This is a genomic window from Leptospira ryugenii (assembly GCF_003114855.1).
GTDB lineage: Bacteria > Spirochaetota > Leptospiria > Leptospirales > Leptospiraceae > Leptospira_A > Leptospira_A ryugenii.
This window is the reverse complement of record NZ_BFBB01000002.1, coordinates 412770-431982: the sequence shown is the minus strand read 5'-3', so window position 1 is coordinate 431982 and position 19213 is coordinate 412770. Positions and strand designations below refer to the sequence as shown.

16 protein-coding genes are annotated in these 19213 nt (G+C 40.3%); 4 read left to right on the top strand and 12 right to left on the bottom strand.

What is annotated here, in order from left to right; genetic code table 11:
• Window positions 1-1938, bottom strand: coding sequence for an AMP-dependent synthetase/ligase (locus DI060_RS02790; protein WP_108973466.1), 1938 nt, complete (start codon window positions 1936-1938; stop codon window positions 1-3).
• Window positions 1939-2076: 138 nt separating this feature from the next.
• On the bottom strand, window positions 2077-2649 hold the full coding sequence (locus DI060_RS02785) for a TlpA family protein disulfide reductase (RefSeq protein WP_167836894.1): 573 nt from the start codon (window positions 2647-2649) through the stop codon (window positions 2077-2079).
• Window positions 2650-2684: 35 nt separating this feature from the next.
• Between DI060_RS02785 and DI060_RS02780 the strand changes: the two genes are divergently transcribed.
• Window positions 2685-2999, top strand: a complete 315-nt coding sequence (locus tag DI060_RS02780; protein ID WP_135354975.1) for a hypothetical protein — start codon at window positions 2685-2687, stop codon at window positions 2997-2999.
• A gap of 3 nt (window positions 3000-3002) precedes the next feature.
• Here the strand turns inward: DI060_RS02780 and DI060_RS02775 are convergent, their stop codons facing one another.
• The 8 genes from DI060_RS02775 to recN all read right to left on the bottom strand — a co-directional run bounded on the left by DI060_RS02775 (window position 3003) and on the right by recN (window position 13355).
• Window positions 3003-4136 carry a glycosyltransferase family 4 protein gene (locus DI060_RS02775; RefSeq protein WP_108973460.1) on the bottom strand — a complete coding sequence of 378 codons (1134 nt, stop codon included), beginning with the start codon at window positions 4134-4136 and terminating at the stop codon, window positions 3003-3005.
• A complete protein-coding gene (locus DI060_RS02770; RefSeq protein ID WP_108973457.1) occupies window positions 4130-5002 on the bottom strand; it encodes a 3'(2'),5'-bisphosphate nucleotidase CysQ in 873 nt (290 codons plus the stop codon). Before DI060_RS02770 ends, DI060_RS02775 begins: the two co-directional genes overlap by 7 nt.
• A gap of 25 nt (window positions 5003-5027) precedes the next feature.
• Window positions 5028-5438, bottom strand: coding sequence for an LIC11625 family surface-exposed protein (locus DI060_RS02765; RefSeq protein WP_108973455.1), 411 nt, complete (start codon window positions 5436-5438; stop codon window positions 5028-5030).
• Window positions 5439-5456: 18 nt separating this feature from the next.
• A complete protein-coding gene (locus DI060_RS02760; protein ID WP_108973453.1) occupies window positions 5457-7640 on the bottom strand; it encodes an ATP-dependent helicase in 2184 nt (727 codons plus the stop codon).
• Window positions 7640-10513: a BamA/OMP85 family outer membrane protein gene (locus DI060_RS02755; RefSeq protein WP_108973451.1), complete on the bottom strand. Its 2874-nt coding sequence runs from the start codon at window positions 10511-10513 to the stop codon at window positions 7640-7642. Before DI060_RS02755 ends, DI060_RS02760 begins: the two co-directional genes overlap by 1 nt.
• Window positions 10514-10516: 3 nt before the next feature.
• The gene (locus DI060_RS02750; protein WP_108973449.1) at window positions 10517-10948 is read right to left on the bottom strand and encodes an ExbD/TolR family protein; all 432 of its coding nucleotides are present in this window, start codon (window positions 10946-10948) and stop codon (window positions 10517-10519) included.
• A 5-nt stretch (window positions 10949-10953) separates the two neighbouring features.
• Window positions 10954-11568, bottom strand: coding sequence for a MotA/TolQ/ExbB proton channel family protein (locus DI060_RS02745; protein WP_108973446.1), 615 nt, complete (start codon window positions 11566-11568; stop codon window positions 10954-10956).
• A gap of 77 nt (window positions 11569-11645) precedes the next feature.
• The gene (gene recN, locus DI060_RS02740; RefSeq protein ID WP_108974013.1) at window positions 11646-13355 is read right to left on the bottom strand and encodes a DNA repair protein RecN; all 1710 of its coding nucleotides are present in this window, start codon (window positions 13353-13355) and stop codon (window positions 11646-11648) included.
• A 121-nt stretch (window positions 13356-13476) separates the two neighbouring features.
• Between recN and DI060_RS02735 the strand changes: the two genes are divergently transcribed.
• The 3 genes from DI060_RS02735 to DI060_RS02725 all read left to right on the top strand — a co-directional run bounded on the left by DI060_RS02735 (window position 13477) and on the right by DI060_RS02725 (window position 17826).
• Window positions 13477-15201, top strand: coding sequence for a patatin-like phospholipase family protein (locus DI060_RS02735; RefSeq protein ID WP_108973444.1), 1725 nt, complete (start codon window positions 13477-13479; stop codon window positions 15199-15201).
• Between the two features lie 73 nt (window positions 15202-15274).
• Window positions 15275-15829, top strand: coding sequence for a YceI family protein (locus DI060_RS02730; RefSeq protein WP_108973442.1), 555 nt, complete (start codon window positions 15275-15277; stop codon window positions 15827-15829).
• A gap of 116 nt (window positions 15830-15945) precedes the next feature.
• Complete coding sequence (locus DI060_RS02725) at window positions 15946-17826, top strand: SpoIIE family protein phosphatase (protein WP_108973440.1); 1881 nt, start codon at window positions 15946-15948, stop codon at window positions 17824-17826.
• On the opposite strand, the gene DI060_RS02720 is transcribed toward DI060_RS02725, so the two are convergent.
• Together DI060_RS02720 and DI060_RS02715 are read right to left on the bottom strand one after the other, a co-directional pair.
• On the bottom strand, window positions 17823-18824 hold the full coding sequence (locus tag DI060_RS02720) for a PLP-dependent cysteine synthase family protein (protein ID WP_108973438.1): 1002 nt from the start codon (window positions 18822-18824) through the stop codon (window positions 17823-17825). The two genes, DI060_RS02725 and DI060_RS02720, sit on opposite strands and share 4 nt — an antisense overlap.
• Before the next feature lie 6 nt (window positions 18825-18830).
• Entirely contained in the window at window positions 18831-19211 is a 381-nt protein-coding gene (locus tag DI060_RS02715; RefSeq protein ID WP_108973436.1) for an FKBP-type peptidyl-prolyl cis-trans isomerase, read from the bottom strand.
• Window positions 19212-19213 lie beyond the last annotated feature (2 nt).

The following is a 19213-nucleotide window of genomic DNA, read 5'->3' as shown; positions in this document are numbered from 1 at the left end:
TTAGATGTCGCTAGAGTAGATGGCAGTGATCTTTGTTTTGTATTTTTCCGTGATGAGGTGGCGCTTCATTTTGAAAAGGTTCGTAAGCTCATCTCCAACCTCAAATGGCTTGGTGATGAGAAAGAAAGGAGTTACCTGCTCAAAGGATTTGAAGCCAGTTTTGGTGTTGTTGAGGGCTTTGATCTCTTTTTTGAAGAAATCCAGAACCTTAGGGTCGTCCACCAATTTATCGGGAGCAGTGTTTGCTATGCCATTCTCCTTAGCCCATGTTGCTAACTGCTCAAAGTCGGGAACAATGATCGCGCCCAGGTTTTTCTGGTCTTGTCCTATGACCATTACCTGAGAAATGTAAGGTGACTCACTTAACTTATCTTCAATTGGAACTGGCTCAACGTTTTCGCCACCCAAGAGAACGATAGTGTCTTTTGCTCTACCTGTGATGGTAAGAGTTCTATTGAAATTGAACATCCCAATATCACCAGTATCCATCCAACCATCTTTCAATACCTTCGCAGTAGTCTCTGGATTCTTATAGTATCCCTTCATGACTTGAGGCCCACGGAGATGGATCACTCCTCTTTGGCCCAACTTTCCTGAAATTAATTTTTGGTCAGAATCTAAGTGAGTCAAAACCTTACCAAGATCGTCACGAATCTGAACTTCCGATTCTGGTGTGATGACTCCCACCGAACCTTGCACCAAATGTTTAAATGTTCGAACACTGATCACCGGAGAGGTCTCAGTCATTCCATATCCTTCTAAAACATTGATACCAATATCATTGAAAAAGGCATCCACATGTTTCTGCAAAGCACCACCGCCAGAAACAGATGCTTTCAAGGCCCCACCGGTTGCTTCTCGGATTTTTGAGAGGACAATGAGATCGAAGATGAAATTGAGAGGTGCTAAAGGAACCAATGACACAAGATAAAAAATCCCCTTAAATAGGGAAACAATTGGATTTCTTCCGACGTAATCCACTTGCCTACCTGTTAGAAAACGAGTGGCATTGTTATAGTGTTTAGAAAAGAAATAAGCAGTCTTGAACAATACCCTACGGATAGCAGGTGTTTGCTTAGGATCGCTAATCCGAGTATAAATTCCATTATAAATACTCTCCCACAATCTAGGAGCAGATGCCATAAATGTTGGCTTCGCCTTTTTCATGTCGTCACGTAGATCTCTGACATTTGTGTAATAGGTTGCACAACCAGCTGCGATCGCGAGGTATTCAAAAACCCTTTCAAACACATGCCAAATCGGTAGGATAGAAAGCATTCGCTCTTCGGACCGAATGTCTATCATCTTAGAGAGAATGGAACGTGTTTGGTGAAGCATGTTCGAATGCATAAGCATAACACCCTTCGGCATCCCTGTTGTACCTGATGTATAGATCATTGTGAATAGATCGTCAGGTTTGATCCCTTGTATCCTCTCTTCAGCCTTACGACTTCCTTTTGAACGGAGCTCTTTTCCTTTCGAAATGAGATCTTGTAGTTTCAATACACCTGTTGCTTGGGACTTCTTATCCATCATAATGATGGTCTTTGCATGTTCGAGTTGGGAACGATTCTTTTGGAACTTTTCCAACATCTTGTCATGCTCTACAAAGACGACCTTTGCTTCGCAGTGGTTGAGGATATAAACGATCTCGGAGTCTGTGATATCAGTTCCTCTAGGAACATCCACAGCGCCGGTCATCAAAATTGCATAATCAGAAATAATCCATTCCAATCGGTTGTCGGCGAGGAGAGCCACATTCTCCCTTGCTTGCACACCCAAGTCAATCAGTGCCTCGGCAAGTTCAATCCCTATGTCATATACTTCTTTGAAGGTAACGGGTTTGTATGTTTTGGATTCGTCTTTGCTGACAAAGGCTGGGCGACTCCCAAATTTTTCTGCGCTCTCGCGAAATAGTTCGGGCAGATTCGATGGCATTATGGACTCCTTTTTGAATCACAAAGGTAAAAAAGTAAGTTTAGAAGACTAGCAGAAACACGTAGCGTCAAGACATTTTCTCGAAGTGGTCTCTTTGCAATGGCAAGAGTAACGATTGTTTAATTTTGCAATGCACAATCAGTCTTGTGCCCAAACATGAGAACGGATGAGCAAACCAGGAAGATCCGATGCTGCGATCCCATACTGCCTGTAGACCAAAACACCTTTTGGGGAAAAGACAAGTAGGCAAGGAAGTCCTTCCACCGTATAAAAGTCTGTGAGTTTCCACTCCGGGTCTAATAAGCTCGGGTAATCCATTTTCCAATCCTTCTTGTGTTCCAAAATGGATTCCAATCCTTCCCCTTGGTCCGAATTAACCCCCAGAAAGACGATGGGTTTTCCTTCCGATTTTCGTTTCCACTCATTGATCACTGGAATCGATTTTTGACAAGGTTCACACCAAGTAGCCCAAAAGTCTACAACCAGTACCTTCCCTTTAAAGTTCTGCAAGGATTGTTCCTTTCCAGATGTATCCTTCAGACGAATGGAAGACAAGTAGAGATTGGATTCCGTTTCCGCATGTCCGCAAAAGAGGCAAAGGCTAACCAAAAGAATTGCCAGATAAGTCCGAAAGAAAAAGCTCATACGGAAAAGGTGGTGGCACTCTGATTCAATACAACTATTTCTCCAAGAAAGAAGAATGGAATTCATACTCATTGGGGAGCTGGAAAGGAGAAGGTATCTCCATGTTTATCAAAGAGACGGAGCCATATGAGGATAGACTAGTAACCTTTGCCCGAATGAAATTTTCAAAAGGTAAAGTCGGAAAAGCAGTCTTCCGAAGAGGAAAACAAAACTATGAAATCCATTGGGAACATCTGGAATCTATTTTTTCCGATAAACTTGTGTTTGTAGATGACAAACGTGAGTGGAAGGCTGAGATCCAAGCAATGACCACACGAAGCATGCACCTTCATGTGAATTCATTGCTCTCTGACAAAGAAATTTTATATTCTGGAAGGATCGAAAAGACTAACCCTTTATCTTCCTTATTTTTTTAGACATCACTCAAGAAGGAGTTTTGCGATCACTTCTTCCGTTTTGTTCGCAGCATTCTCCCATTTAAATTTTTCTATATCGGCATTTGGTATTTTTGGTGTTTCAAAAAAGGATTTGATTGCCTCTACCCATAATGCAATAGCAGATTCGTGATGGATGGGAAGATAGGTGATAGAATCACCGCCTATTTCTCGAAATGTTGGGATATCCGAGACAATGGCATATTTGTTATGATATAAAGCTTCCAAAAGTGGAATGCCGAATCCTTCGTATTTGGAGGCAAATAAAAAGAGACCACAATTCCGATATAAATGGTGCAAGGCTATGTCATCTACTGAATCTAATATATGGATATCACGGAAGAGTGATTGTTCTGTCTTCAATTCTTGGATGAATTCTTTATCTTCCCATCCTATCTTTCCAATGATTATCCATTCTCTATGTTGTTTAGGATTTAGCTTTCGATAAGCTCTATATACCTCTAAAAGAAAGGGATAATTCTTCCTAGGCTCAATTGTGGAAACCGAAAGGATGAAACCTTCTCCTATCTCAGAGTATCTCTTTTGGCATGATTGTGATAAAGCAGTTTGAATCTGATCCTTATTTAAACCTGGATAGGTAACGCCAGAAAGTTCCTTTGGATATCCAAAGAATTTGCATACATCACCACTCGTCTGTTGTGAAATAGACAATATGTAAGATGAACGCCTAACAGAATATCTTTGGAAAAGCTTCATCTGAAAACGAGCAAGTCCTCTCATGGTTTTTGGGAAAAAGTAGAGTACCAAATCACAATAAGTCAGAAACGCCTTGATACGCCGTGGCAAAAATGGGGGAAGGATCTGTTGTGAGCCCCAAAATAAATCAATGGCCTGGAAGCGAAGGAGAATGGGGAGATATAGATTGTAGTACAAACCGCCTTTCCAACGAAAGATCCCTCCTCCTTTTGGAACGACTACATTTGGTAATGAAAGAATATCTTTATGGTCGGGATGAATCGGCAGATGTGAATAGAGATAAAAGGTATAAGCCTCTGGATTTGGAAAGGATTTAAGTATCTCTCCAATGAGACGACCGACGCCTGACATACGGGTAGACAATGGTCTTGCGTCTAAACCAATCCGATGAGGGATTACCATGAGTCCCTCACTTGCTTAGTTAAGCTCTCCAAATCAATTTTTGATTTTAAATACTCCACAGCAGATTTTTTTCCAGCTAACAAGCCATATGTTTTTGTAAACTTTCCATTGAAATGATACTCCTTAAGAGTTTTCAACTCTCTCACTTCAAAATCTTGCGAAGACAAGAGAGCTACTCCTGCACATATATCCCACTCACTTTTGGGCTTTAATGAGACGATTAAATCAATTTGACCAGAACTTAAGAGTCCTAATTTGTAGGCAATGCTTCCCATGGCTTGTATCTGAAAATGATTTCTCCAATCAGCATGGTCAAAGAGCCCTTCTCTGAGTTCTGTACCCGATACATAGAGCAAAGGAAGCTCGGAGGAAGTAAAAGCAATTTGTGAGATTTCAGCAGGTATCTTTGCTGATCGCCTAATCTCTTCTAAATTCTGTTGATTGTGGTAAGGTGCCTTTAATTTAGTTTGGAACGTATGGCCATTTTTCGAGAAAAGTTCTCCTGTAGCTGGGTTGAATACGATCCCCCAAATGGGAATCCCTGAGCGCACTAGGCCCAAACTCAGTGCAAACTGGTCATTTTTTTTGACAAACTCTCTGGTTCCATCGATGGGATCAAGGATCCAAACCCACTCTTTTTCTAGACGGTCCTCATTGTCTTTTTTCTCTTCTGATAAAAAACCATGATCTGGAAACTCTTTGGAAATCTTCTCATATAGAAACTCACTTGTCCAAAGATCTGCTTCAGTTACAGGGTCGTTTCCTCCTTTATCAGTGACCGAAAAATCACTCCTATAGATTGCAAGGACTCGATCACCAATCTGCAAAACCCAATCCCAAACTTCAATAAAAGCAGTCTCCACCATTCCTTAAACGGTAATTTCCTTTTGTTTACTTTTTATCATCATGGTTTGCTGAGAGATCGTCACCAGGGGACCTTTCCAAGAGATATTCCTCGCTGGGATTCACAAGATTTTCTTCTGGGTCAGAAGCAAATTGATAGGCGATTAAATAGTTCTTGTATTTAACAAAAAAATTATTTGTGCCAGGCTGTCTTTCTGAAACCAAGTCTTGGATTTTTAAATCCTTGAGTTCTTTTTTGGGATTCGTCAACCGATGCGTTAGGGAAGATCGTAGACTATTGAGAAGATTTGTCTCTAAAGTCTTTTTCTTTTCATCCGCAGACTTTTTTGGATTTTTAACATGAGCATCAAGTTTTGCAAACTCCTCCGCCAAACTACCGCTAGACTGAGCATACAAAAAATGTGTGGTTAAAAGCAATAAGATGAGTATCGGTTTCATAAACTTTTCCTCTTATGATCAAGATACTATCTCAAGAGGGGTGTACGCCAATAAAAATTTTTTTTCTACGTGGGCTCCAAACCGAACTGTCACCTTCGTATTATCCCCAGTACCACTCTTTTCTACTACTTTTCCGAGTCCATACACCTTATGTTTTACTTGAATACCCACTTTGATTTTTTGTGGTTCGGAGGCAGAAATTGTACTTTCTTCTTTCGACATCTGAACTGGTGCATATTTTGCTTTTGGCATAGATTCAGGAAGTCTCTGGCCATATAAGAGTTCAATGTGGTCGCCTATTACATTTTCTTTTGGCATTTCTTGAAGGAATCGAGATGGAAACCTTGCTTCCACCTCACCAAATTTACGGGTAAATCTTGATAAAGATATTTCTAGTCTTTCACGAGCCCTTGTGACGGCAACATAACACAATCTGCGTTCTTCTTCGATGTCTTCGTCTCTTTCACTGGCCAAGAAATGGGGAAAGGTTCCCTCCTCCATACCAGACAAAAACACATTTTTAAATTCTAATCCTTTCGCATTATGTACGGTCATTAAAATTACATAATCTGCTAATTCTTTTGTATCTTCTTCACTAGTGATCAGAGAGATATTTGCGAGATATTCCTCTAATCTCGCCTCTTCATTGGATTCTTCAAAATCTCTAAGTGCATTTACAAATTCATTTAAGTTTTCTAGGCGTGAAAAGGATTCTTCCGTGCCTTCATTTTCAAGATACTCTCTATATCCTGATCTTTCTAAGACTTCATAGGTTAATTCTGATGGCAGAATTTTTTTCTCATGTTCAGAAATAAAATGTTCAAACATTTTAGATAAATCTAAAAGTTTTTTGGCAGTTCCTCTTTTGATTTCTGGAATTGAAATCTTTAGGCACTCCAAAAGTGATATTCCATTTTCAATAGAATGGTTTTGGAGGTGGTTAATCGTTGTATCTCCAATGCCTCTGGGAGGTGTATTAATGATCCTCAAAAGGGAAGTTGAATCAATTGGGTTTACAATCACAGATAAATAAGCAATTAGGTCCTTTACTTCCTTTCGATCAAAAAATCGAAACCCACCAAAGATCTTGTATGGGATCCCTTTTTTCCGAAAGATTTCTTCAAATGCTCTAGATTGGCTATTTGTTCTATAGAAGATGGCAAAATCCGAAAACTTATTTTGCGATTTTTTCAAGGATAAGATTTTGTTTAGAATGCCCGCTGCCTCTTCCGTTTCATTTTGAAAACTTGTTATCCGAATTTTATCGCCAATTTCATTGTTTGTGAAAAGAGTCTTATTGGTTCTCTGTTTATTATTGGAAATGATTTTTGCGGCAGTCTGGATAATGGTTTGGGTTGATCGATAATTTTCTTCTAGTTTTACGATTAAGGCCTCAGGATAATCTTTATGAAAATTTAAGATATTGCTGATGTCTGCACCACGCCAAGAATAAATCGATTGGTCATCATCACCAACTACACATAAGTTTTTGTGTTTTTGAGCTAACAGTTGAATAAGGTGGTATTGGATTTTATTGGTATCTTGGTACTCGTCGACCATGATATATTGCCATTGATCTTGGTACCTCTCCAGTATCAGTGGGAATTTGCGGAAAAGCAGCACACATTGCAATATCAGGTCTCCAAAATCAACAGCATTTCTATCTGCTTTCGTCTTCTCATATTCCAAGAATACTTGAGAAACGATGGATTCGTATTCATCCTTATCGTTCTTCTTGGCATAGTCCTCTGCTGTCTGGAAAGAATCCTTTGCTTTGGAAAAGAGATTTGCAAAATGACTCGGCTTAAATTCTTTTGTGTCCAATTCCCTACGTTTTAAGATTTCTTTAATAAGGGATTCTTGCATTTCGGAATCATACACTGTGAAATGCGAGCCTAGACCTAGATGTTTTCCTTCTCGTCTTAGAATGTAGAGGCAAAGGGAATGGAAGGTTTTGATGAAAGGTTCTTCATTCGCGCCCAATAGGTGGCGACATCTTTCTCTCATTTCTTCTGCAGCTTTATTGGTAAATGTTACAGCAAGGATTCTACTGGCTCTTATCCCAATGTTTTGGATGAGATGAGAGATGCGATGAGTAATCACTCTGGTTTTACCTGAACCTGCACCAGCCAGGATTAAAACTGGCCCTGCGATCGAAATGACCGCCTTTTCTTGTTCTGCGTTCAGCTGTGACTGTGCCATTAAAATCTTAAGTCGCCGATACCAAACACAAATTGGAAAGCATTGGTATCTGGATAGGTGGAGAAAGGAGCTTCAGCATCACCTGTATAGAGGATTTTTTGTGCAAAATATATTCTGAGCGGAAGGACTGGAATTTGGATCCGCAGACCGAATCCCCAAGAGTATTTGAAGTTTTGCAATGAAATATTCTTACCAGAGAGAACCAAACGACCAGGATCGTTCAATTCGTACGGTGACATAGGTAACTTTTGCCCACTTGAATTGAATGTTTCAAATAAATAGGTGGCAGCGGGATCTGCAAACCGTTGTGCGCGTACAACCGAATCATAATTTTGGAATGCTTCCTTTCTCTCACCAATAGCACGGTTCACTTCCTCATACATCGCACCTGCGTCCATGAAGACCACAAACCACAATAAACTTGGTTCAATAGGAAAACGTAATTCCGTAGTAAACAAAACCCTGGATGCTGCTCCATTTCTCCACTCTTCCGGGTAGTATTTATCATCGAAAAACCAACCGCGTAAAGACTCATAACCACCCAAAAACAATCGATCTTGCACTTGGATGTAAGGGATCTTTTCCTTGTCCTGCCTACCGTACTTGGGTGCTCTTTCATATGTAAACACAGAAGAGGTTCGGAATTGTTGTACAACTCTCCACCTTCTGAGTATGTTCTTGCGAATCAATCCAAAGAGCGTATAATCAAACCAAGTGTGGTAGTATTCCAAAATAGGACTGTATTGGTCAAAGTGGCTCTCCCCTGCGAGATACTGGCCAACATTGTCAATGGAAAGAACTAAGTTAAAGCCTTGTGTGGTGTTGAACACATTGTCTCGGTTGTCGTAGGCAACACCGTTGGTAAGTTGGGACCTAAATTGCCAACCTCGGTTTACTTCCGCGAGAACTTGGTCCGAGACAAGTGATGATGGCCGAGTGGAAGCAAAAAAACTTGGGCTATAGCGATGGAAGTGTGTCCAGTTAACAAGAAAACGGTGCCCGATCCCTGCACTCACACCAACACCCGCCCTTTCGTAAGATGCCGCTTCCTTAATACCTTGGTTGTTGTTTTCCGTAATCGAAGTTGCACCCACGAATAGAGTTCTGGAGGAATAAAATGCGGAAAGAGTCAAAGACCAAGGTTTATCTCGTAACCAAGGCTCCGTCCAAGAAATTTGCAAAAATCTACGGATAGGTCCAAACTCAATACGACCTGTAATCTGCTGCCCACTTCCGTTTAAATTATTTTCACCTAACTGAGTAAAAATGGAAAACCCGGTAATCGTTCCATACCCACCACCCATCGATACCGTGCCCGTCGGTTGCTCCACAACTTCGATGATGAGGTTCATCTTTGTCTCATCGGAACCAGGCCTCATGTTAAAGTTGACTTCTTTAAAATAGCCTAAGTTAAAGATCCTTTCCCGTGATCGATTCACAAGCGTTGAGTTGAATAAATCTCCTGGCTTAAAGAGCAATTCTCTGCGGATAACACGATCGAGTGTTTTTTTGTTCCCTTTTATGATGATGTTTTCAACGAAAGCTAGGTTGTTCTCACGGATCGTAAAATCAACATGGATAAACTTTTTCCCCCTAAGAGAGGGTTTGGAATCATATACTTTTCGTAATTTTGCAATATTTAAAGCGACATATTCTTCTTCACAATCCTTTACCGCTTCTGGGCTCGAGCGTTTTTGACAATTCTCATACCTAGCCAATGATTCGTCTGTGAGTTCGATGATCTTTCTTCTTGGAATTACCTGTGCAAATAAGTATCCTTTTGCAGAATACGCTTCATTGATGGAGCCTCTATCCTTTTGGAATTTGGATTCATCAAATACATCACCTACGTCGTTTGTGGAAAATTCATATTGGTCCTGTAAGTATTTGACCTCATAAACAGGACGCCACTCTTCTAAAGGTGTCCCTGGTGGATTACCTTCTTTATTGAGATAAATAGGCATGTTATTGGGCCCCAAAGTCATATCATGTTTGGTAGTATATCCGTTGTAGAAATACTGTTCACCTTCCACTACTTTGAAATTTACGACCACTACACGTTTATCTTTTTTCTTTGGATTCTCCCATTTGATTTCCCAGTTTGTTCCATCATTGCTAATCTCCGCATCTACATATCCTCGAGATTTCATGTAAGCAACAATCTTCTGTTTGTCGGTCTCAAATGCCGCCTCTTTAAAAACGCCTGATTCAATTAAGCCTGACTCTTTTAAATCCAGAACGGACTGTAAATCAAAGGTATCAATTTCTGAATTGCCAAAGATATTGATCTTCGATACAGGAATTTCCTCCCCTTCATCTATGATAAACTTTACTTTTACAGTATTTGTTTTTTGGTCGAGGGGTTCTAACTCAAAGCGCACATAAGCTAAGAAGAAACCTTCATCCCGGTATTTTTTTAAGATTACTTCTTTTGATAATTGAACCTTTTTCGGAGTGATAACTTCATTTTCTTTTAAGGGAATCTTATCACGTAAGTCAGATGGAAATACTTCATCGGCACCAATAAATTCAATGTCCTTTACCCGAGGTCTTTCCTTAACCTGAACTAGGATCTTGACACCCTCTCCATCCAATTCACCTAAAATATCTATATGGAAGAAAAAACCTGATTGGAATAAGGCCCTCATGTCAGCATCCAAAAGATCCTGCGACAAAACCATTCCAGGTTTCATATCAATGATGTCCGCGATGTCGGAAGCAGAGGTATTGATGTTGCCAGCAAACTCTATTTTCGTAATCTTTCTGTCTAAATAGACTGACTTACTTGAATATAAATTCTGCCACTTTGGATAAAGCAGGAGAATTAAACTAACAAGCGTTAGGCCAACAAAATGTTTTTTACGAAACTTCAATTTCTATTTGGAAGTACCTTTTACCATAGCTAAATTGAATCGGCTAACGCCTGCAGCATTGACTGCATCAATAACCTTTACAACGACTTGGTAGGAGGCTCCACCGTCTCCACGGATTATGACTTTATTTTTTTTCGGGTCACGTTCTTTCTCGGGGCCGAGAAAACCATTGATTTTGTCAGTGAGCGACTCAAGGCTGACAGCCTCTGGATTCTGGTCTAGATAGATTTTTCCAGCCTTATCTACTGTGATGATCAGTTCATCTTTCTGTTTTTCTTTTGCTACGCTGGAAGACCTAGGCAATTCAACCTTTAAGGCTGTATTTTTTTCTAATGTAGCGTTCATCAAAAAATAGATCACAATGAATGAGATGACATCAATCAAAGGTGCCAACTCAATCTTGTTGAAAGATTCTTGTTTTTTACGAAACTTCATCGTGATTATTTTAACAAATGGGGAAGCACAAGATCGGTAACATTTTCGAGTTCAATCGTTCTCTCTTCTTTCGATCTTGAAAAATAATTGTAAAAAATATACGCAGGAATGGCTACTCCTAAACCCATGGCAGTCGTGATTAAGGCTTCCGAAATACCTACCTCCGCTCCTTTCGTACCAGCGCCTTCCGCGAAAGATCGCACAATACCAATTACCGTTCCCAAAACTCCCAAAAGTGGAGCAATGGTAGCGATGGTGCCGAGGCTAGTAAGGTATTTTTCCATCAAGGCAATTTGGCGAAAGCCCTCTTGGCGGATATCATCTTGGATATCATCAGCATTTCGACGCTTCAAATCAAAAGCGAGTTGTAAAACCACGGATGCCGGTGCAATTGATTTCTGAGCTAACAGATCTTTTGCGTCATCCCACTTCTTTTCTTTTGCATATACCCTTACTTTTTTCAAATCCTCTTGTGGGATGGGCTTTAATTTCCAAAAGTATACCAAACGTTCTATGATGATCGTGAAGCCTACGATTGAGACAAAGATAATTAAGATAGGTATGGTTTCAGGTGGAACCGCGGAGATGATAGAGTCTGATTTTGCGAAAGGAAAGAACATGAAATTGCCCCAATTCAGGATTACGGAATCAGGATTTCACTCTTCCCTTTTTCGCCAAATACATTTTTTGTTTAAAATCAAACGGCTTTCTTTTGCAGTAAGTCTGTTGCCGCTTTCAAAACTCCTTGTGTCAATTGTTTGCCTCCGATCATTCTAGCGAGTTCCCGTTTTCTTTCCTCGAAGGATAATTTTTTTGCAAAAGCAACGGTTCTGCCTGAAGTAGTTACCTTTTCCAGGCTAAAATGCTCATCAGCGACGGCAGCAATCTGTTGTGTATGTGTGATCAGTAAGATTTGGGAACTTCGGGATAACTTTTTTAACTTTTGTGCAAGTGAATTGGCAGCTTCTCCACCTAAACCGGTGTCAATTTCATCTAGAATCAGAATCGGGGGAGCTGGACTAAACTTTCCAAGCACACTCCTAAGTCCTAACATCACACGAGAAAGTTCCCCGCCCGAGGCTACTTTACGCAGAGGCCGTGGCTTTTCGCCTGGATTGGCACTAAAATAAAATTCAATCTGGTCAAGTCCAGTTTCGGAAAGATAATATGACTTAGACCCTTCTTCTACTTCACCATCCGGATTCTCCTCCCACCGCAAGACTACCTGTAATTTTGCTCCTTCCATGCCCAAATCGATGAGCTCTTTTTGGACTTCCTCTTCAAAGGAGGAAAGTGCATTGCGCCTTGCCTTTGAAAGTTGGAATACCAATTCTTTTAACTCCCCTAATGACTGATTGAATTTTTGGAACAGAAAATCTCTATCTTCCGCAACTAAATTCCATTTTTCCAAATCTGATTTTTTCTCTTCTAATAGACTGAGGATCTCTGGAATCTGAGCCCCATACTTTTTTTTAAGTCTGTTTAACTCTTGTAATCTGGTCTGCACCATATCAAGTCGTTCTGGGCTAAAGAATAACTCCTCCTCTTCTTCTCGCACCATTGTCTTTAATGACTTCAGTCTATCGTACACTTCTTCCCACTCCTCTCTTTGGGCCATCTTTTCGGGAAGCATCTGGGAGATTTTTTCCATAGCACTTAAAAGACTTGGGAAGACCTTGAGGATGGCCCCTTCCTTTTCTACTAACTCTTCTAGGATATAACGATAGTTTTCTGCTAATCTTTCTCCATTGGCAAGAAATCTCTCCTCTTGCAATAAGGACTCATCCTCTCCTTCCTTCGGAGAAATGCTCTCGATTTCCTCTATGTCCTCTCGCAACTCTCTTTGTTTTTTTTGGGACTCAGCCAAAGCTTCATCGAATCCTTGGAGCTTTTCTTTCCAATGGCGGAAATTTTGCAGGGAAAGTTTTACTTTGGAGCGAAGGGAGTCTAAATGAGCGAACCGATCCAAGAAATTTAACTGGTGGCTTTTCTCTAAGAGGAAGAGTTGTTCGTTTTGGCTATGGACTTCCGCAATGTATTTGCCCAGCTCCTTCAGGTGGGTTGTAGAGGCTAAGGAATCTCCAATCTTCACTCTAGCCTTACCATCTTTTTGCAGCTCCTTGGATAAGATGATCTCATCACCTTCCCAACGAAACCCTTGGGACTTTAGGTAGAGCGCTGCCTCGGGTTGTTCTTTGAGGTCAATGATTGCTTGGATGCTATATCGATCTTTGCCTTGCCGAATGTTGGCTGTGCTGCAACGGCCACCTAGGATAGAAGTGATGGAATCAAAAATGAGGGATTTACCAGCACCAGATTCTCCTGTAAATGCCATCAATCCTGATTTGAAGTCTAGATCGACTGACTCCAAAAGAGCAAAGTCGCGGATTTGAATGTGTGTAATCATGCCATACCTCTGTTTACTATACGCATAGTAAGCACTATACATAATTTTAGTCAAAACTTTTTTTCTAGAAAAGGAGAAAAACACAATTTCGGATTTTAGAACTTTCTGAGAGCTTGCTGAAATGAAGGATTTGTATGGAAAGGTTCACCTCGTTTCCAGTTTGCCCTTATTCAGAGGCTTAAAGCGAAAAGAATTGGTTTGGATCGCAGAATCAGTACAAATTGTGGAAGCAAAACGCGATTCCATTCTCTTCAAGCGAGGGGAAAGGAAACCAAATCTCTATCTAATCCTCTCTGGATCTGTCCTAGTATACTTACCATCGAAAGAGGAAGAAAGAAGAGAGGAGTTGCAAATCTTAAAGAAGGGGGAATACTTTGGAATCCATTCCCTTCTCACAGGAGAAGAACAAACTCACTCCATCCTAACACTCTCCGAATCTAGATTTTTAGTCCTGGAGCAAAAAGATTTTCAAGAATTAATACGAAAGATTCCCTCCTTATCCGTTTCCTTTTCTAAACTACTCACAAAATCTCTTCGCAATGAATTACTTGGACACCGAGAATATTTCAAAAATTCTGTTTATTGTTTTGTACACAGTGAACGCGAAACTCTTGAAGATTTTAGTAGCAAACTCGCAGAAAGTATCGAAAGGGAATCTGGGAAAAGTGTGGTGATCTTACGCTTCAACCAGAGGCCAAATTCAGAGCCTGAAAAGTCTCCGATATTGAAATTTTATCGTTTCCGCGATCCAGAAAAGATAATGGAAACCTTGGGCCGGCACTACCCAAGCCATCCATTTATCTTTTTAGATATCTTTCCTGAGGACCCGATCGAAGTAAAACAAACATTAATTGAGGAAGCTGATCATATAGAATGCCTCTCTTCTAAAGACCTTTTAGATCCTAAGGATGAGCTCAGTTTCATTCCAGAAGAGATTTTATCCAATACCAATCTCTATTCCACAATCAACATCGAAAAGTTGCAAAACCAAGATAAATACTCTCTATTTTTAACAAGAAAAGCTAGAGAAATCTCTGGTGTACAAGTGGGGATTGCCCTTGGAGGTGGTGCTGCTCTCGGATTAGCACAAATTGGCATCATGAAGGTCTTCGAAGAAGAGAATCTACAACTCGACATGATTTCAGGGACAAGCATCGGTGCCATTATAGGTGCTTTTTGGGCAAGCGGTTTGGGATACAAAGGAATCCTACCATTGCTCGCAGAAATCGATTCTATTTTCAAAATGTTTAAATTAGTGGATTTATCCTTTCCCGGCCAGGGTCTTTTGCACGGAAAACAAGTAAGAAATCTACTAGAACGGTATCTAGGTGATGTATCCTTCGAGGATCTAAGCATAAAACTTAGGTTAATTTCTTGTGACATCACCAGTCGAAAGGAAGTCGTTCTCTCGGAAGGAAAGGTTTTAGATGCGGTAATGGCAAGTATTTCCATACCTGGTGTTTTTTCTCCCCAAGCCCAGGAGAATGGGAAAGTCTATGTGGATGGAGGTATTGTCAATCCGCTACCCGTATCTCCTCTGAAGGCAGAAGGGGTAGAAAAAATCATCGCTGTGAATTCGATGCCCTCTTCCCGAGATGAAATGAAAACAAATAAATTAGCAAATTTAAATGTGCTCGATATTATTGTGAACAGTTTGTATTCCTTACAATATAGAATCGGAAAGTATTCCGCTCAAGATGCAGACGTTTATTTAAATCCAATTCTTGCCAATTCCAATTGGTTTGAATTTTGGAGGTCAAAAGAGTTCATTGAGATCGGGGAACGTGTTGCCAGAGAATCCTTGACAGAAATCCGTAAGCTCTTTGACCCAAATGAAAAGGTATAGGTAGATTTTGCACATTCCCTTTCAGCAGAAGTCAGGATAAAACGTCCAATTAAGAAGACAAGGCTTGCCAACAATGACATTCGATTCAAAATTCTCTCTTTCCTTCCTACTTGCCCTACTTGTTTTTTTCCTAGCACCCAAAAGCACCCTGTGGGCGAGCGAAATTTGGACTGTCAGTTCTGGTAAAGTTAGTTTTGTCTCTAACACAGAACTCGAAACCATCGTTGGAGAAGGAGATGGCATTTCAGGTACCTTCGACCCCAAAACAAAGAATTTACTTTTAGAGGTAGACCTTAGTTCCATCCAAACAAAAAATTCCTTACAAACTTCCCATCTCCATGACAATTACTTTGAAATAGAAAAATACCCGACTGCAAAATTCATAGGTTTTGTTTCCAACTACCGAGAAGAAGGTGAGGTAATCGCATTTGGAAACTTTTTTCTGCATGGTGTGAAAAAAGAAAAACAGCAATTCCGAGGTTTTCTTAGCAAAAAAGAGAATGGCTATGAGCTCCTTGTCAATTTCAATCTGGCTCTAGACGACTACAATATCCAAATCCCTAAATTGGTGCTCCTAAAGGTAAACAGAATCGTCCAAGTAAAGTTAGTGATTCTTTGGCAAAACTAAGGGGTCATCATAGCTTGATGCCCAATCTCTTTAAAATCGTTCAAGCTATGAAAATGTTGGAGACAAAGATTCATAAAACAACCAATATTTCCCATTAGCAATCCCTGCTACTCCCTATGAGCCTGCAAATCTATGTTAGATCTTTCCTAGTTTGCCTTCTCACATTCCTAGTCTCTTGTACGCAGGATATCCAAAGGCCACAGTTGGAGTGGGTATTTAGCGAAGACAATATAGAGTCCATTGTAGAGATACCTTCCACTGAATGGAAAGTGATCAATGGTTCAATACCCAATTTCGGAAACGGAAAACCGACAGTATGGCTAAAAACAAAGATAAAAAACAATAGTTCTGAACTTCAATCGTATGTTCTTGAATTGGGTGTCTCGTACTTGGACCGAGTTGAATTTTATCTAATTAAAGAAAATGAGAAAATACAAGAAAAGACATATGGGGCAATTCTAAAAAGATCGGAAACAGAACTCAATCATAGAAATCCGAGTTTCGATTTTAAAATTCCAGGACAGTCAGAAGTAAATATCTACATTAAGGCATATAATTCTGGATTGTTGACAATCCCACTCAGACTCTTAACAGAAAAAGAATTTGTCGACAAAATCAAAGGTGAATATCTGATCCACGGGATTTATTTTGGATCGATCATTGCTTTATTTTTTTATAATTTATTTATATTCATCATCACAAAGGAAAAAAGCCTTCTATATTACTGTCTTTACATTGCATCTGTTATTTACATTTATCTCGTATTAGGTGGTTTCGCAAGACTGTTTCTGTTTCCTAATGCACCTATGTTTATCAAACCAGGACTATTTTTCGCATCCTATATGACTATTTTCTCGGTCCTCCAGTTTACCGATGAATTTCTATCCTTAAGAAAATCATTTTACACACTTCATCTTTTATTAAAAACATTGGCCTATTTTGGACTAATATTAGCTATTTTAAGCCTTTGGCTTCCCTTCTCTTGGATGGTGAAATCGATGAATTATCTTTTGCCTTTTGGCTCTTTGTTAATGATGTTATCTGCGGGTCAAAGTGTTAGAAAAAATGTTCAACAATCTCAGTTTTTTTTATATGCTTGGGTTGTTGTTACGACTGGGATCATCTTAGAGACACTTACCAATTTGGCTGTGCTTCCCATGGAATTTTGGATTGGTAGGTTTGGAACGCAAATCTCTTCTCTATTGGAGATCATTCTATTTGCTATCGCGATCGGTCGGCGGATCCGTGTCCTAACACTAGAAAAGGAAAAAGTAAATGCGAGTCTCCTGATCATCCAGAAAGATCTGGAAGTTGCAAGAAAGATCCAGAATCGAATCCTACCAAGTAAAATCCCTGAGTTAAATCAGATCACAGTGAATGTGGAATACCATCCTTTAGGACTTGTGGGTGGTGATTTTTATGTTTTTTATGAGACAAGCGAGAGCCAATTGGGTGTATTCTTGGCGGACGTAACAGGGCATGGAGTGAGTGCAGCTATGGACTCATCCACTGTAAAGATAGCCTTTCGAAATGAAAGAATGCAGGCTTTGCAACCGAAGGAGCTCATGAAAAATGTGAACTCATTTTTGTATGAGACCATTGACCAAAGATTCGTGAGTGCTGTGTATACGTTCTTTGATCTAAATAGCCAGCGATTGTTCTATGCTACCGCTGGGCACCCACCCATCCTTAGGATTCGAAATGGGGAATTGACATTCTTGCCTTCGGAAGGATTTTTATTAGGACTCGTCCCTGAGGCTCAATATGAGACATTTGATACAGAGATAGAGCCTGGCGATGTCTACCTATTGTATACAGATGGTTTAAATGGAGACATCAATAGCGAAGAAAGCCCTGAAGACATTCTTAGAAATGCTGCTCTCGCATGTTTAGCTTCGCCAAAGTCAGAGTTTTCTCGAGCCTTGATCCACTACCTTCGAACATTAAGAGAAAGGGAAACAGACGATATTACTTTGATACTCGTGAGAATTGATTAGTCTTTGTCAGGCGATAATATGATGATATTGTAAGGTTCTCTTTCAAAACTCATTTGATCTGATATTTGCGCGGAGTATTGTAAAGCTGCACTAATGACTGCGCCCGTTGTCAAACCAGCAAAAATACCTTCTTTTTCATAAAGATCTGCTTGGATGTGTAAGGCCTCGTCATTTGTCACTGTAAAGTAAGCGTCAACCAATCTAGGGTCATAAACAGCTGGAAGATTGATTTGCTCTTGTTTCTTTTTATCTTTCTCATTCGCATATTGCAGGTAAGGTGAGTTTGGTTTTCCAGCCAGGACTACTTTAATGTTTCTGTTTTGAGATTTTAAGTAGCGTCCGATCCCTGTAATCGCTCCTCCTGTCCCAGGAGATGAAACAAAGGCATTCACCTTCCCTTGTAGGTCTCGGAAGATTTCAGGGCCTGTCGTTTTAAAGTGAAAGTTAGGATTTGCGGGATTTTCTTTCTCATCTGGGATCCAACCATTTACCTTTTGGGCTTTTTGGTTTGCTAGCTGCCAGAGTGAGAGTTCATCTGCTGTACTCGCAATGGTTACCTCAGCACCATAGCTTCTGAGAACTTGTACTCGTTCCGAGGAAGTTCCGATGGGAACCAAACAATACACCGGGTATTGTCTCAATTTACCGATCCAAGTAAAGCTAATGGAAGAAGAGCCAGAACCAATGAGCACGACGGACATTCCTTTCTTCAGCCTGCCTCGTCTCTCCGCATCGATGAACATAGCTAATGCGGTGCGATCCTTAGCAGAACCAGTGGGATTTAAAAATTCTGCTTTCAAATAAAAGTGAATGCCCCTGTACTCCGAGCCAATCCGGTTCAAGCGGATCAGAGGAGTATTGCCAATTAGCTGGAGAATATTGTCTTTTAGTGGATTTGCGACTGAGAGTTCTTTTCCAAAGATACCTTGTACGTTATTCAATGCTTGTAGGAGGCTATTGCCTAAATCATCAATACCTTTGGAAATCGGATCGAACATCTCTTTTTATTTTACCTTTAGTAATTCCACGTCAAAAATCAAAGTAGAATTAGGGGGGATGGGGCCAACGGCACGGCTACCATAACCAAGATTTGGTGGAATTGTTAGAGTTCTCTTCCCACCTTCTTTCATGCCTTGGATTCCCTTTTCCCAACCTTGGATTACCTGGCCTTGGCCAAGATTGAATACAAAGGGTTTGCCTCTGTCTAAGGAAGAATCAAATATCTTTCCATTCGTAAGTTTGCCTACATAGTGCACTGTAACTTCAGTCCCGCGAGTGGCTTCTTTACCCAAGCCGATCTTGGTATCTTGGACCAAAAGGTCTTCCGCGTGGAGCCCAAAAAAACAGGAAACAAATAAGGTAACCAGTAAACTTTTAGTTTTCATAC

What these genes read in the sequence shown, in the direction of transcription:
- DI060_RS02790 (WP_108973466.1), bottom strand. Translation starts at nt 1,938, where the DNA reads ATGCCATCGAATCTGCCCGAACTATTTCGCGAGAGCGCAGAAAAATTT.
- DI060_RS02785 (WP_167836894.1), bottom strand. Translation starts at nt 2,649, where the DNA reads ATGAATTCCATTCTTCTTTCTTGGAGAAATAGTTGTATTGAATCAGAG.
- DI060_RS02780 (WP_135354975.1), top strand. Translation starts at nt 2,685, where the DNA reads ATGTTTATCAAAGAGACGGAGCCATATGAGGATAGACTAGTAACCTTT.
- DI060_RS02775 (WP_108973460.1), bottom strand. Translation starts at nt 4,136, where the DNA reads ATGGTAATCCCTCATCGGATTGGTTTAGACGCAAGACCATTGTCTACC.
- DI060_RS02770 (WP_108973457.1), bottom strand. Translation starts at nt 5,002, where the DNA reads ATGGTGGAGACTGCTTTTATTGAAGTTTGGGATTGGGTTTTGCAGATT.
- DI060_RS02765 (WP_108973455.1), bottom strand. Translation starts at nt 5,438, where the DNA reads ATGAAACCGATACTCATCTTATTGCTTTTAACCACACATTTTTTGTAT.
- DI060_RS02760 (WP_108973453.1), bottom strand. Translation starts at nt 7,640, where the DNA reads ATGGCACAGTCACAGCTGAACGCAGAACAAGAAAAGGCGGTCATTTCG.
- DI060_RS02750 (WP_108973449.1), bottom strand. Translation starts at nt 10,948, where the DNA reads ATGAAGTTTCGTAAAAAACAAGAATCTTTCAACAAGATTGAGTTGGCA.
- DI060_RS02745 (WP_108973446.1), bottom strand. Translation starts at nt 11,568, where the DNA reads ATGTTCTTTCCTTTCGCAAAATCAGACTCTATCATCTCCGCGGTTCCA.
- recN (WP_108974013.1), bottom strand. Translation starts at nt 13,355, where the DNA reads ATGATTACACACATTCAAATCCGCGACTTTGCTCTTTTGGAGTCAGTC.
- DI060_RS02735 (WP_108973444.1), top strand. Translation starts at nt 13,477, where the DNA reads ATGAAGGATTTGTATGGAAAGGTTCACCTCGTTTCCAGTTTGCCCTTA.
- DI060_RS02730 (WP_108973442.1), top strand. Translation starts at nt 15,275, where the DNA reads ATGACATTCGATTCAAAATTCTCTCTTTCCTTCCTACTTGCCCTACTT.
- DI060_RS02725 (WP_108973440.1), top strand. Translation starts at nt 15,946, where the DNA reads ATGAGCCTGCAAATCTATGTTAGATCTTTCCTAGTTTGCCTTCTCACA.
- DI060_RS02720 (WP_108973438.1), bottom strand. Translation starts at nt 18,824, where the DNA reads ATGTTCGATCCGATTTCCAAAGGTATTGATGATTTAGGCAATAGCCTC.
- DI060_RS02715 (WP_108973436.1), bottom strand. Translation starts at nt 19,211, where the DNA reads ATGAAAACTAAAAGTTTACTGGTTACCTTATTTGTTTCCTGTTTTTTT.